This is a genomic window from Marinobacter subterrani (assembly GCF_001045555.1).
Taxonomy (GTDB): domain Bacteria; phylum Pseudomonadota; class Gammaproteobacteria; order Pseudomonadales; family Oleiphilaceae; genus Marinobacter; species Marinobacter subterrani.
Genome location: NZ_LFBU01000001.1, coordinates 1511833 through 1525074, shown reverse-complemented (window position 1 = coordinate 1525074; position 13242 = coordinate 1511833). Strand labels below are relative to the sequence as shown.

The 13242-nt window shown below is 59.6% G+C and carries 14 protein-coding genes; 5 read left to right on the top strand and 9 right to left on the bottom strand.

The window, feature by feature from the left end; genetic code table 11:
• The first annotated feature begins 26 nt into the window (after positions 1-26).
• Both msub_RS07030 and msub_RS07025 read left to right on the top strand, forming a co-directional pair.
• Positions 27-1841, top strand: a complete 1815-nt coding sequence (locus msub_RS07030; RefSeq protein WP_048495360.1) for a sensor histidine kinase — start codon at positions 27-29, stop codon at positions 1839-1841.
• Complete coding sequence (locus msub_RS07025) at positions 1838-3190, top strand: sigma-54-dependent transcriptional regulator (protein ID WP_048495359.1); 1353 nt, start codon at positions 1838-1840, stop codon at positions 3188-3190. Before msub_RS07030 ends, msub_RS07025 begins: the two co-directional genes overlap by 4 nt.
• Before the next feature lie 83 nt (positions 3191-3273).
• Here the strand turns inward: msub_RS07025 and msub_RS07020 are convergent, their stop codons facing one another.
• From msub_RS07020 to msub_RS06990, 7 genes are all read right to left on the bottom strand, one after another.
• Positions 3274-4659, bottom strand: a complete 1386-nt coding sequence (locus msub_RS07020; RefSeq protein ID WP_048495358.1) for a PhoH family protein — start codon at positions 4657-4659, stop codon at positions 3274-3276.
• 24 nt (positions 4660-4683) lie between these two features.
• Positions 4684-5175, bottom strand: coding sequence for a CBS domain-containing protein (locus msub_RS07015; protein WP_048495357.1), 492 nt, complete (start codon positions 5173-5175; stop codon positions 4684-4686).
• Between the two features lie 83 nt (positions 5176-5258).
• Entirely contained in the window at positions 5259-5993 is a 735-nt protein-coding gene (locus msub_RS07010; RefSeq protein ID WP_048495356.1) for an START domain-containing protein, read from the bottom strand.
• A 157-nt stretch (positions 5994-6150) separates the two neighbouring features.
• On the bottom strand, positions 6151-6405 hold the full coding sequence (gene minE, locus msub_RS07005) for a cell division topological specificity factor MinE (protein WP_048495355.1): 255 nt from the start codon (positions 6403-6405) through the stop codon (positions 6151-6153).
• A 3-nt stretch (positions 6406-6408) separates the two neighbouring features.
• A complete protein-coding gene (minD, locus tag msub_RS07000; protein WP_048495354.1) occupies positions 6409-7221 on the bottom strand; it encodes a septum site-determining protein MinD in 813 nt (270 codons plus the stop codon).
• Positions 7222-7298: 77 nt separating this feature from the next.
• Positions 7299-8054, bottom strand: a complete 756-nt coding sequence (gene minC, locus msub_RS06995) for a septum site-determining protein MinC (protein ID WP_048495353.1) — start codon at positions 8052-8054, stop codon at positions 7299-7301.
• 103 nt (positions 8055-8157) lie between these two features.
• A complete protein-coding gene (locus msub_RS06990) occupies positions 8158-8436 on the bottom strand; it encodes a DUF1244 domain-containing protein (RefSeq protein WP_048495352.1) in 279 nt (92 codons plus the stop codon).
• A 115-nt stretch (positions 8437-8551) separates the two neighbouring features.
• Between msub_RS06990 and dinB the strand changes: the two genes are divergently transcribed.
• Positions 8552-9616, top strand: coding sequence for a DNA polymerase IV (gene dinB, locus msub_RS06985; protein ID WP_048495351.1), 1065 nt, complete (start codon positions 8552-8554; stop codon positions 9614-9616).
• Here the strand turns inward: dinB and msub_RS06980 are convergent.
• Both msub_RS06980 and msub_RS06975 read right to left on the bottom strand, forming a co-directional pair.
• Positions 9613-10191 (bottom strand): phosphatase PAP2 family protein, encoded by a 579-nt coding sequence (locus msub_RS06980; protein ID WP_048495350.1) that lies wholly within the window; start codon positions 10189-10191, stop codon positions 9613-9615. The genes dinB and msub_RS06980 overlap by 4 nt on opposite strands.
• The gene (locus msub_RS06975; protein WP_048495349.1) at positions 10157-11377 is read right to left on the bottom strand and encodes a glycosyltransferase family 4 protein; all 1221 of its coding nucleotides are present in this window, start codon (positions 11375-11377) and stop codon (positions 10157-10159) included. Before msub_RS06975 ends, msub_RS06980 begins: the two co-directional genes overlap by 35 nt.
• Positions 11378-11491: 114 nt before the next feature.
• On the opposite strand from msub_RS06975, the gene msub_RS06970 reads away from it, so the two are divergent.
• A complete protein-coding gene (locus tag msub_RS06970) occupies positions 11492-12529 on the top strand; it encodes an NADP(H)-dependent aldo-keto reductase (protein ID WP_048495348.1) in 1038 nt (345 codons plus the stop codon).
• Between the two features lie 225 nt (positions 12530-12754).
• Positions 12755-13078, top strand: a complete 324-nt coding sequence (locus msub_RS06965) for a hypothetical protein (RefSeq protein WP_048495347.1) — start codon at positions 12755-12757, stop codon at positions 13076-13078.
• The last annotated feature ends 164 nt before the right edge of the window (positions 13079-13242 follow it).

The window sequence follows — 13242 nt, the reverse complement described above, 5'->3', positions numbered from 1 at the left end:
AGCGATTTTGTCAGGAACCGGGATTTATGTCCTTCAGGATTGCAGCCTTTCTGGTTTTCGGCCTTACCCTCCTGGTGTCCTGGGCACTGGGCGGCTGGGCCGGTTACCGGCAGGTAGAACAGGAAAGCCTCGAGGAGTCTTTCCGCTACCGCCAGCTCGTCGCCAACGAGCTGAATCGATACCTTCCGATCCCTGAGCTGATGGCCGAGCACCCGCTGCTCGAGAAAGCTCTGGAAAACCCGGATGCGCCGGGAGTCATTCTGCAGGCCAACGAAGAGATGCAGCGGATGGCCACCATCGTTGGCAGTTCCGATGTCTACCTGATTGATGTGAACGGCCTGACCATCGCAGCCAACAACTACCAGCAGGAGGACAGTTTTGTTGGTAGCAACTATGCGTTTCGCCCCTACTTCTATGAGGCCGTGGAATCCAGGGATTCGGCCATTTATTTCGCCCTGGGGCTGATGTCCCGTGAACGCGGGCTGTATTTTTCCCACCCTATACTGGACAGCCGCGGCACATTGCTGGGTGTTATTGTCGTGAAGGTTCTGGTGCACGAGCTGGAATCCCAGTGGCATCGACCCGCTTCGCTCAGTGAAGCGGAAATGGTGGTGCTGGATAAGGCGGGCATCAGCTTTCTGGCCAGTGAGCCAGGCTGGCTTTACCGTGATTTTGAGCCGGATTCGGGCGTCACGCCGGAGGCGGAATCACATCAGCGATATCCGGGGCGGGATCTTGCGCCTATCCCGATGCAAAAGCTCGGCAGCCCGTTGGGCGTGTCTGAGCAGTCTGAGAAAATACGGCTCCTGGGCAACGGTAACGGGATGGAGTACCTGAGCGTCCGTACCGCCTTGCCCAGGCTGGACTGGACCCTGCAGGTTATGGTCAGTACTCGGTCGGTTCTCTGGACGCGCCTTGCCTTTGTGCTGGGTGGCGCGGCCCTGTTTTTCGGTGGGTTACTGACCTGGCTGTATCTGCGTGAACGCTATCGCCGGGAAGCGGAACTTGCGTTGCGGGGAGAGCAGCTGGAGCGGCGGGTGGCCGAGAGAACCGCAGACCTGGAGAGTTCGAACCGGCAGCTCCTGGAAGAGATACGGGAGCGGGAGCGTACCCAGAACGAGCTCCGCGAAACCCAGCAGGAGCTGATCCAGGCCGCCAAACTGGCGGTGCTGGGGCAGATGTCGGCCGGGCTGAACCACGAGATGAACCAGCCACTGACCGCCATTCAGACCTACGCCAGAAACAGCCGCCGGTTCCTGGAGAAGGGCGCGGACGACATGGTGGATGCCAACCTCTCGGAGATTGTCCAGTTGTGCGACAAGATGGCCGAGCTCACGCGCCAGTTCAAGGTGTTTGCCCGCAAATCCGAGGGGCCGCCGGCAGTCGTCGACTTGCGGCTGCCGGTCGACGCCTCGCTCAAGATCATTACGGCCCAGCAGGCCAGCTCGGATATTGATATGCAGTGGCACCGTCCCGAGCGTCCCGCGCTGTGTCACGGTGACCTGATCCGTATCGAGCAGGTGATGGTGAATCTGCTGGCCAATGCGGTGCAGGCGGTGGAGGATGTGGCGCAGCCGCAGATACTCATTGATATTGAGCAAACCGATGCGTTCTGGAAGTGTCTGGTGCGGGATAACGGGCCAGGCCTGCAGGGCAATACGGAGCAGATTTTTGAGCCCTTTTTTACCACCAAATCGGTCAAGCAGGGTCTCGGGCTGGGATTGTCCATTTCCCGCCAGATTGTCGATGCTCTTGGCGGTACTCTCACCGGCCGGAACCGGCTGGACGGCCCGGGTGCCGAATTCGTATTGACGCTTAAAAAGCGGGAGGCCACGGAATGACAGAACCCTCGGTAATTTTTGTCGATGATGACCCCCATATCAGGCAGGCCATTGCCCAGACCCTGACTCTGGAAGAGTTGCCGGTCAGCTGTTTTGAAGATGGCCCGTCCGCCCTGAAGCGCATCAGCGCCGATTACGACGGGGTGGTGCTCTGTGACTACAACATGCCAGAGATGACCGGCCTGCAGATGCTGGAGCGGATCCGTGCCATGGATGAGACCATTCCGGTGATTATCCTGACTGGCCAGGGGGATATCAGCACCGCGGTCACCGCCATGCAGCAGGGTGCCTACGATTTTATCGAGAAGCCTTTTGATCAGGACGAACTGATCGAGCTGCTCCGGCATGCCCTGGAAAAGCGCCATCTGGCTCTGGAGAACCGTAGGCTGAAAGCCCAGCTGCGGCACCTGGCCAGGCCCGGGCCGCGGATTCTGGGGGATTCGCCATCAATGCAGAAAGTGATGGCGACCATTGATCCGCTCCTGGATATTTCCGCCAACATTCTTCTGCACGGGGAGACCGGCTCCGGTAAGGATGCGCTGGCCCGCTATATCCACGAGAACAGCGCCCGGAGTGCGCACAACTTTGTCGCCATTAACTGTGGTGCTGTGCCCGAGAACCTGATCGAGAGTGAGCTGTTCGGCCATGAGGCGGGCGCCTTTACCGGTGCGGACAAGCGCCGGATCGGCAAGATTGAGCATGCCCACAAGGGGACGCTGTTCCTGGACGAAGTGGAAAGCATGCCCATGGCGCTGCAGGTCAAGCTGCTGCGCGTGCTGGAGGAGCAGCGGGTGGAGCGCCTGGGCAGCAATCAGGTGCAGGAAGTGGATGTGCGTATTATCGCCGCCACCAAGGCGGATCTGAAAAAACTCAGCGATGACGGCGAGTTCCGCTCCGACCTGTACTACCGGCTGAACGTGGTAAAGGTGGATATCCCGCCGTTACGGGAACGCAAGGACGATATTCCGGTGCTGTTTCACCATTTTGTCCTGATCGCCGCCGCCCGGTACGACCGGGAGAGTATTCCCCTGGATGCCGGGCAGGCGGCCCGCCTGATGCAGCACTCCTGGCCCGGTAATGTCCGGGAACTGAGGAATCTGGCCGAGCGTTATGTCCTGCTCGGGCCCGCCGCCCTGAGCGAGAACGAGCCAAACGACACCGCCAGCGTGGCCGGTCGCCAGACCCTGGGCGAGATGATGGACGGGTTCGAGCGTTCTGCCATTGTCAACGCCCTGAACACCTGCCATGGCAGCATCAAGGACACCATGGTGCAGCTCGGCATCGCCCGCAAGACCCTGTACGACAAGATGCGCAAGCATGGCCTGGACAAGGCGCAGTTCAAGGACTGACCCCTGGAGTACGCGCCAGATTCCAGCCTGCCTGAAGACGGGGTCAGAACCGAGGTTCTGACCCCTTTTTCACCAACCTCCGATTACAGGTTTGCTTCAGCAAACTCGGCCAGAACCGAGCGCGGCACACCCTGCAGATGGATGTGGCCACCATGGCGGAAACCCTTGAAGCGTTCGGTCATGTAGGTCAGGCCGGAGCTCAGGGCGCTCAGGTAGGGAGTGTCGATCTGCGCCAGGTTGCCCAGGCAGATCACCTTGGAGCCGTTGCCGGCGCGGGTAATGATGGTCTTGATCTGGTGTGGCGTCAGGTTCTGGGATTCATCGATGATGATCAGGCTGTGCTGGAAACTGCGGCCGCGGATGTAGTTCATCGATTTGAAGTGCAGCGGCACCTTGCTGAGGATGTAGTCCACGCTGGCGGTCATGTTCTCATCGTCTTCGTGCAGCGCTTCCAGGTTATCGACGATGGCCCCGAGCCAGGGCTCCATTTTCTCTGCTTCGGTGCCGGGCAGGAAACCGATGTCTTCATCCAGCCCCTGGGTGGAGCGGGTGGCGATGATGCGCTTGTACAGTTTGCTGGCCACGGTCATTTCGATGCAGGCAGCCAGAGCCAGGATCGTCTTGCCCGAGCCGGCGGAACCGGTGAGGTTGACCAGGTGGATGTCCGGGTCCAGCAACAGATTCAGGGCCATGGCCTGGTAAATGTCACGGGGTACCAGGCCCCAGACCTCTTCATTCATAAGGTCATGCTGGTGCAGATCCTTGATCACGATCTGGGTGTCGCTCAGGTCGACCACCTTGCCGACAAAGCCTAGCTCGTCCACGACGAACTCGTTGATATTGAGCCTGGCCAGGTCGCCCTCGCGTTTCAGAATGTGCTCGGTGCTGCCTTCCCTCTGGACGGTTTCAACCTTCTCAATGGTATCCCAGAACGAATTCGGGAATTCCCGGTAGCCCTTGGGTAGCAAATCAATATCGTCGAGCAGTTGATCGTTGTGGTAGTCCTGGGCTTCCACCCCGAAGCCCCGGGCCTTCAGGCGCATATTGATGTCCTTGGACACCAGGATGATGTCCCGGGACTTGTGCCGGTTCTGCAAAGCGGCCAGGGTGTTGATGATCTTGTTGTCGTTAAGATGCTCGGGGAGAGAGTGGTCGCCGGTCTGCTCCGTGCTCATCAGAATCGACAGACTGCCCAGGGGGGCGGCCTTCTTGCCCCGAACGATGGGCACGCCTTTCTCGATTTCCTTCGGACTGGCATCGCCCAGCAGTTTGTCGATGTTACGGATGGCCTGCCGGCAGTCGGCGGCCACGGCCTGTTTGCCGGTTTTGAGACTGTCGAGTTCTTCGAGGACCGTCATCGGGATGATGACATCGTGTTCTTCAAAGTTCAGGAGGGCGTTCGGGTCGTGAATCAGGACGTTGGTGTCGAGGACGTACATCTTTCTGCGAGCTTGCGATGCTCTGGGCATAGGTGGCGCTACCTCTCTGGTGGCTCAGTCGTTACGGGCACAGCGTTGCGTGAGCTCCTTATCCGAGATCACTTTCAGCATATCGTAAGTGGTTATGATGCCGGTGATTTTTGAGTCGCTGGTGACAAAGATCCGGTGCAGGTGTTCGCGCATCATGATATTCGCAATGTCGCGCACGGGCGTCGTCTCGTCAACCGATAAAACGATGGGCGTCATGATATCCCGCACTTCCACCGGTACCTTGCCCATTTCTTCAAAGAGAACCATGCGCAGGTGGCGGGCTGCCTCGTGTTCTTCCGGTGTCAGGTGCCGGTCGGCATCGGAGCGGGTGGCATTCCACCGGAACTCGGTGATGTCTTTCAGGGTGGCAATGCCGACAATCTCGCCGTCATCGTCAGTAACGGGACTGCCGGTTATTTCGTTGTCGGTGAGGAAGCGGGCGAGCCGATCCATGGTCCAGGATTGTGGAACGGCCTTGATGCTTGGAGTCATGATCTCGTAAGCGAGAACGGTCATTAAACGGTGCCTGCCTGTTGAAGTCCCTGCATGCAGCTTAGCGTGTGATGCATCGGGCGTCATCCTTTCCGGAGTACCTTGGCTCAGGGTTTTCGCCGGTCTACCCCGACCAGCTCGCCCTGTTGGCCGTAGATCAGCTCGTATCCCTGGTACTTCTCAAAATTGGCGACCCGCTCCAGTGCCTGCATGGAGCGCACGGGAATGTCCACCAGCAGGGAGTTCACCAGCCAGCCGGGCAGTGACCCGTTGGGGTCGGTATGCTGGACCCAGACCATCCGGGTGCTGTCGCCCTCGGGCGTGAACCGGTACAGGGTGTCGGAGCGGTCGACCCGGACCCGATCCTCATTTGCCGCCAGCTTGTTCGGCGTGGCGTTGAGATCCATGACCACTTCTCCGGACGACTGGTCACCCCGGGTGCGGATGCGCAACACGTAGTCCCGGTCCGTAACCGGCCAGGGCATGTCATTGACCGAATAGGCATACCGGTCGTGGAAGCCACCTTCACCCAGGACGCGGGACTCGGTGCAGTTGTAGACCCATTCAACACAGGAACCGGGGTTGATCATTACTGCCATCAGGTTTTCGATGGGGGCATCGATCACGCCGACGGCCTTGAAGGCCTTGAAGCTGGAGCCGGGCTGATCGATGGTATAGACACGGATCTGGCCGTCTTCCTTGCGCAGTGTCCAGGCGTTGTCATTTTCCGCCGGCAGTTCGGCCCGGGCAGAAGCGGCCAGTGCAGAAATCAGACATACCCATGCCAGCCCTCTGATAGCAGACGCCCGGCCCGCAGTGCCGTGGGCTCTGGTCTCTCTCATAACGCACACTTCCTTGATGATGGTGGGCCGAGTCTAGCATGAGGCTCAGCTTGGCTTGGCGATGGAAGCGGGGGATTGTGAACCAGGTAACGGCTTGTTGATCGGGGGGCGCTGATGACGGGCAAAAGCCTGCCCCGGGAGGGGCAGGCGTTCGTGGTTATCGTTCGGGAAGCGTGACGTTCAGTTCCAGTACGGAACAGCTTTCATTCCGGTCGACTTCTACCTGAACCATGTCGTCGCTGATCTGGACATACTTGCGGATAACCGCCAGCAGTTCCTGTTGCAGCTGTGGCAGGTAGTCCGGCTGGTCCCGCTGACCCCGTTCGTGGGCGACAATGATCTGGAGCCGTTCTTTGGCCACATTGGCCGTGTTTTTGCTCTTTTTGCCTTTGAAGTAATCCAGGAAACTCATCCCTTAGCCTCCCTTGAACATCCGTGAGAAAAAGCCCTTCTTCTGGGAGGTCATGAAGCGGTGTTCCCGCTCCTCGCCCAGCAGCCGTGCGACCGCGTCATCGTATGCCTGGCCGGCGTCGCTGTCTTCCTCCAGAATCACCGGCACGCCCTGGTTGGAGGCGTTCAGCACAATCTGGCTTTCCGGGATAACCCCGAGCAGTGGGATGGCGAGAATTTCCTCAACGTCGGCCACCGACAGCATTTCGCCTTTCTCTACCCGTGAAGGGTTGTAGCGGGTGAGCAGGAGGTGCTCCTTGACCGGGTCCTGGCTCATCTCGGCCCGCCGGGATTTGCTCTGCAAGATGCCCAGAATGCGATCCGAATCCCGTACCGAGGATACTTCCGGATTGGTGACCACCACGGCTTCGTCCGCGTAGTACAGGGCCATCATGGCGCCATGTTCAATGCCGGCGGGAGAATCGCAGACGATGTAGTCGAAGGTCTCGGACAACTCGTTAATGACTTTTTCGACGCCTTCCTTGGTAAGCGCTTCCTTTTCCCGGGTCTGGGACGCGGGAAGGATATACAGCGTGTTGACGCGCTTGTCCCGGATCAGGGCCTGGTTCAGGGAGGCTTCGCCCTGGATCACGTTGACGAAGTCGTACACTACCCGACGCTCGCAGTTCATGATCAGGTCCAGGTTGCGCAGGCCCACGTCAAAATCAATAACAACGGTTTTGTGGCCCCGTTTGGCAAGGCCGGTGCTGATCGAGGCGCTGGTGGTGGTTTTGCCAACGCCGCCCTTTCCTGAGGTAACGACAATGATTCTAGCCAAGGTTCTGTTCCTGTTTCTCGGTGGATTCGTCGTGTCTGCCGAATTATCCGGTCAAGTTATTGTATTGCGCTCCAATATCAGGCCTTGTCCAGTGGCGTCACCACCAGCAGGTCGTCCCTGAGCTGGATCTGCACAGCGCTTTTCCAGCCATTATCCTGAAGATCCTCGGAGATTTTATAGTGTCCCGCAATGGACACAAGCTCTGCCTCAAGGGATTGGCAGAATATCCTTGCGGACTCCGCCCCGTGGATGCCTGCCAGGGCCCGGCCCCGTAATGGACCGTACACGTGAATATTGCCTGCCGCGAGTACTTCGGCCCCGGCCTGGACCGGCGCCAGAATCACCAGGTCACCTTCCGGTGCGTGGATTTGCTGGCCGGAGCGAACCGGCTGGCTGATGATTCGCGCAGGGGGCGGGTCACCGGCACTGGCCGACGGTGCGGGGGCGGTTTCGGCCTCCGCAGCAGCGGGCTGGTCGGTTTCATGGGCCCGGTCGCGCTGGCCGCTGCCGGGCAGGAGAGCCAGTGCGGCGCCCCGGGCCAGCCGGCGCTGGTCGTCATTGCCACCGCGAACACCGATCACGTGGATATGGTTGCGTCGGCAGGTACCGATGATCTTGAAGAAATCGAGCTCGCTGTCCAGCCCCTGGTACTTTTCCAGGCTGATGATTAGCGGGGTGTCCTTGAAGAAGCCCGGTGCCTGGCTGATCTTGTCGCGCAGGATTTCCTCGAACTCCCGGTCATCAAAATAATAGAGCTCCAGGGCGGTCATGGATACGCTGGCGCTTTTTAGCTGAAAACCCTGTTGTACCCCGGAGGTGGCGGTATCGCTCATGAATGCGTGTCTTCCCTGGTGGTGTGATCAGATGGGTTGGAACGCTGCCGGAGTGGAGCGCCGTCAAACCGGATGCCGGACCAGCCGGCGGCGTTGACCGTCATTACTTGTGGTCCTGCTTCGGGCCGGTCTGGTAGAGGGCTTTCCAGTCTTCGTAGGGCATGCCGTAGATTTCTTCCCGGGCCTGCGGGTCGGAAATCTCGAAGCCGCGCTCGCTGGCCTCGGCGCGGTACCATTTGGATAGGCAATTTCGGCAGAAACCGGCCAGGTTCATCAGGTCGATGTTCTGGACGTCGGTATGGTCGCGCAGGTGCTTGACCAGATAGCGGAATGCCGCAGCTTCAATTTCGGTGCGTTCTGATTCGGGAATCGGGTTGCTCATAGGGACCTCGCAGTGGATTGTGCGCCGGTGATCAGGGTTCCTGACATTCTCTGCATGTTAGCTTAAGATACAAGGCTGTATAAATGTACAGAATGCCGACGCGAGCCCCCTGATTATGCCACAACGCAAGATCATCCATGTGGATTGTGACTGCTTCTACGCGGCAGTGGAAATGCGGGACGACCCCAGCCTGCGCGAGGTTCCGCTGGCGGTGGGTGGCGACGGTGGCCGGGGCGTGGTAACCACCTGCAACTACAAGGCCCGTGCCTTCGGGGTTCGCTCCGCCATGCCGGGCAGTGAGGCCCGGCGGCTGTGCCCGGGGCTGGTAACCGTGCCGCCGGATATGGCGCGGTATCGGGCAGTATCGCAGCAGGTGATGGCGATACTCAGGGAACTGACCGATCTGGTCGAGCCCCTGTCCCTGGATGAGGCTTTCCTCGATGTCTCCGACATTTCCGACTACAAGGGCAGCGCTACCCTCATGGCTCGCCACTTGCGGGAGCGGGTTTGCCAGGAAGTCGGCATTACCATTTCGGCCGGTGTCGCCCCCAACAAGTTTCTGGCCAAGATTGCCAGCGACTGGGAAAAGCCGGACGGGCTGTTTGTGATCCGGCCGCAGGATGTTGAAGGGTTTGTCCGGCAACTCCCCGTTGAAAAGTTGTTCGGGGTCGGCCAGGTGACTGCAGCGAAACTGCATGCTTTGGGGGTTCAGACCTGCGGTGATATGCAGGCGCTCGGGGCGGAGATTCTGATCGATCGTTTCGGCAAACAGGGCTATCGCCTGCATGAAATGGCCCATGGCCGGGATGAGCGGCCGGTGGTGGTGTCGCGGATCGCCAAGTCGGTCAGTGTGGAAAAGACCTTTTCCCAGGATCTGCCGGATATGGCGGCGTGCGAGACGGTCATGGCTTCCCTGGTGGCTGACCTGAATCTGCGGCTATCCCGCAAGGCGAGACAGAAGCCCATCCACAAGCTGTTTATCAAGATCCGATATAGCGACTTTTCCACGCACACCCTGGAGCGGGTGCGCGAGCATATTCGGGAACCTGCCCTGGAAGATTATCGGCCGTTGCTTGCCGAGCTGGTGACTAACCGGGAAAGACCGGTACGATTGCTGGGGCTGGGCGTGCGTTTTCGTAACGATGACGCACCGGTTACCCAGTTACGTCTGTTTGATTAGGCCGCCCCGCCGAAGAGCAATACAAAATCACTGTAGGCCAGGGCCATGGCTGCGTACCCCATCAGTCCGCCGATCAGGGCGCCCGCGAGAACATCGCTGGGGTAATGCAATCCGAGTATCACCCGTGACGCGGCAACACTGAGGGTGAAGGGCAGTACCGCCAACGCCAGGACCGGCTCTGCCAGGGCCAGCATAACCTGAAAGCAGGCGGCATGGAGTGTGTGGCCGGAGGGAAAACTGTAGCGGTCCAGCGGCGGCGTGCCGCAGTTGATGGCCGGAAATGAAATAAACGGCCGTTCCCGGATCAGCCATCGTTTGAGCAGCTTGTAAGCAAGAGTGCAGGAAAGTCCGGTCAGTGCCATCAGCAGAGCCAGGCCAGGCCCCGAGACCGGGTAGATCAGGGGAATGACAAGAATCAGGGCATACCAGAACCAGCCGTCTCCGAGCCGGCTGGTCAGCCGCAAGTAACCCAGTGCTGCCCTGAACCGAACGGCGCGGTTGATGGACTGGCAGAACGCGTATTCCCGCTGATCCGCCAGATCAAAGAAGCGAGACGCTTTGCTTGTTGATGACATGGTATCCGGCCTTTGCGGTTTGGTTGAAAACCAGTTGTTCAAACTGTTCGATTTGCGAATTCCAGCTCAGTTCCAGGGCGTCCAGGCGGGCCTGGGCCCGAATCCGGTTCAGCAGTGTCGGCTGGTCGACCAGCCGGAGGGCGCTGTCCACATAGGCCTCGTCCTGGTCCAGCGGCACTTTCATGCCGTTTTCTTCGTGCCGGATGTGTTCCGCGGCAGCGGCGTCATCAAAGGCAACCACGCCAAGCCCACTGGCCATGGCTTCGAGAACAACATTGCCGAAGGTGTCGGTTTTGCTGGGGAACAGGAACAGATCACCGGATGCGAAATGCCGGGCCAGGTCGTTGCCCCGGCGGGTGCCACAGAAAATGTAGTCCGGATGACGTTCGGCCAGTTGTCGCCGAAGCGGGCCATCGCCCACCAGCACAAACTTTGCCTGGGGGTGAAGCCCGCGGATGCGCTCGAAGCAGGCAACTGCCATGCGAAGGTTTTTCTCCGGTGCCAGTCGACCCACATAGAGGATGGCCCGGTCGTTGGCCTCAAGCCCCCAGGATTGGCGCAGAGCATTATCCCTTAGATGAGGGCTGAAACGGTGACAATCAACCCCCCGGCTCCAAAGCCCTGTCGCCGGGATGCCCATGGCGCCGGTTTTCTGTTGCATTTTTCGGGTGGGGACCAGGGTGATGGCGGTGCGGTTATGGAACCATCGCCCGTAGAGGCAGAGCAGCCGTTCAAGCATGCCGACACCGTAGTAGCGGCTGTAGCTGTGGAAATTGGTATGGAATCCGGAACTCACCGGAATGCCCAGTTGCTTTGCCGCGGTGGTGGCGGCGACACCAAGCGGCCCCTGGGTGGCCACGTAAACCGCGTCGGGGCGGTCCGCTGCCCAGAGTCTCTCCAGCCGGCTGCTGCGTACCAGGCCGAATCGCAGATTGGCGTAGCCGGGCAGCGGCAACCCGGTAACCAGATGCTCGCGGTTGAACAGGGCCTCTCCGGCGCTGGCGAAATACCCCTTGCTCTCATGTTGCTGTCGCGGCCGTATAACGGTTACCCGGTGCCCACGCTGCATCAGCCCCTGGCACAGGTGCCTGAGCGTGTTTGCCACGCCATTGATTTCCGGGGGAAAAGTCTCCGAAACAATGGTAATGTGTTGTTGGCGCCGGGTGGCCTGCGTGGTCTTGGTCACGGTGTTTCCTGTGCTTCTTCTGACATGCTTCTACTATGGAAACCTGGCATGACAGTTCTGCGACACTCCCGTGACATTCCCTTTACCCGTTAATCGCAACGAATCGGAGACGATATGCAAACACGAAAGCTTGGAAAGACGGATATCGACGTTACCCTGATCTGCCTGGGCACCATGACCTGGGGCGAGCAGAACACCGAGCAGGAAGCATTCGAGCAGCTGGATTACGCCATGGCCGAGGGCATCAACTTCATTGATGCCGCGGAGATGTACCCGGTGCCCCCGAAGGCGGAGACCCAGGGGCTGACCGAGACCTATCTGGGCAACTGGCTGGCCAGGAGAGGCCGGCGCGATGATCTGGTGATTGCGTCCAAGGTCGCCGGCCCCGGCAATGGCCTGAGTTACCTGCGTAACGGGCCGCGCCTGACCCGCGATCATATCGTTGCCGCCTGCGACGCCAGCCTGCAGCGCCTTCAGACGGATTACATCGATCTGTACCAGGTGCACTGGCCGGACCGCGCGACCAATTTCTTTGGCAAGCTGGGGTATGAAAACAACCCGGACGAACAGTTTACGCCCATCGAAGAAACCCTCGGGGCGCTGGATGAACTGGTCAAGGCGGGCAAGATCCGGCATGTCGGCCTGTCCAACGAAACGCCCTGGGGCACCATGGAATACCTGCGCCTGGCCCGCGAGAAGAGCTGGCCACGGGTGGCCAGCATCCAGAACCCGTACAACCTCCTGAACCGGTCGTTCGAGGTGGGTATGGCGGAAATTGCCCACCGGGAGCAGGCAGGCTTGCTGGCCTATTCGCCGCTGGCCTTCGGTATGCTGTCCGGCAAGTATCTGGGCGGCAAGTGGCCGGAAAAAGCGCGGATGACCCTGTATGAGCGGTTCAGCCGTTATACCAACAGCCGCGGCATGGAAGCCACCCGGGCCTATGTCGAGCTCGCCCGCCAGCACGGGCTGTCGCCGGTCCAGATGGCGCTTGCCTATGTCAACAGCCGCAGCTTTGTCACCAGTAACATCATTGGGGCGACATCCATGGAGCAACTGCGCGAAAACATTGGCTCCGCCGGTGTCACCCTGAGCCCGGAGGTGCAGCAGGCCATTGAGGCGATTCACCAGGAGTTCACCTACCCCTGCCCGTGAACGTCCCCGTTGGATAAGCGGAACTCCTGTCCATCTCCGGATGGATGGGGGTGTTGTTACAGACTGAAACATCGGGGATCTTTTTTTGACAAAAAAGCGCTGATCTCGTGACAAAAAGGCGGCGTGTTTGTGTGCAAACTCACATCTTTCTGGCGCTGAATCATTAGACTTTAGCCATAGGTATCCGTAGACTCCCGCTTCGGAAAAAAGGTCTCTGTCAGTGTCATGATTATTCGCATCTTTGTCGCATTACTCGCCCTCAATCTCGTCGCTTTCGTCGTCCGTGCCGAAGCCGCCGGGCGTGTGTTCGAAGAGATCGAAAAAGCCCCGACAGCCGAGCAGCTCTATGAGCTGCAGGAACGGATGTCCGGGGATTTCAAGGACGACGAGTCCGAGGCCTTTACCGAAATCGGATCGCGCCTTTTGAGCCTTACATTGAGCCGCTCCAAGGATTCCGGCAAGCACTATGCCTCCGACCCCGCCCAGGCCGACCACGGAATTGCACTGCTGAACGAGGGCGCCTGCCTGAACCTGAGATGGAAGTTCTGACCGCTTTTCGTATTCCCTGCTGACTTACTTCTACCCGGCGCCCGCGTTCGCCCGCCACGACATCTCTCTGTCCCACGCCTCGCAATCATGACCTCGCGCATTGTCTGAGCTGGTAGCTCGTGTGATCATCCCCTCTGGTGACATGTGGTTCAGCCGATAAGGAG

Coding starts and splice junctions, on each gene's coding strand:
- msub_RS07030 (WP_048495360.1), top strand. CDS start 27: ATGTCCTTCAGGATTGCAGCCTTTCTGGTTTTCGGCCTTACCCTCCTG.
- msub_RS06970 (WP_048495348.1), top strand. CDS start 11,492: ATGCAAACACGAAAGCTTGGAAAGACGGATATCGACGTTACCCTGATC.
- msub_RS07010 (WP_048495356.1), bottom strand. CDS start 5,993: ATGAGAGAGACCAGAGCCCACGGCACTGCGGGCCGGGCGTCTGCTATC.
- msub_RS06980 (WP_048495350.1), bottom strand. CDS start 10,191: ATGTCATCAACAAGCAAAGCGTCTCGCTTCTTTGATCTGGCGGATCAG.
- msub_RS07015 (WP_048495357.1), bottom strand. CDS start 5,175: ATGACCGTTCTCGCTTACGAGATCATGACTCCAAGCATCAAGGCCGTT.
- msub_RS07025 (WP_048495359.1), top strand. CDS start 1,838: ATGACAGAACCCTCGGTAATTTTTGTCGATGATGACCCCCATATCAGG.
- msub_RS06965 (WP_048495347.1), top strand. CDS start 12,755: ATGATTATTCGCATCTTTGTCGCATTACTCGCCCTCAATCTCGTCGCT.
- msub_RS07020 (WP_048495358.1), bottom strand. CDS start 4,659: ATGCCCAGAGCATCGCAAGCTCGCAGAAAGATGTACGTCCTCGACACC.
- dinB (WP_048495351.1), top strand. CDS start 8,552: ATGCCACAACGCAAGATCATCCATGTGGATTGTGACTGCTTCTACGCG.
- msub_RS06990 (WP_048495352.1), bottom strand. CDS start 8,436: ATGAGCAACCCGATTCCCGAATCAGAACGCACCGAAATTGAAGCTGCG.
- minE (WP_048495355.1), bottom strand. CDS start 6,405: ATGAGTTTCCTGGATTACTTCAAAGGCAAAAAGAGCAAAAACACGGCC.
- minC (WP_048495353.1), bottom strand. CDS start 8,054: ATGAGCGATACCGCCACCTCCGGGGTACAACAGGGTTTTCAGCTAAAA.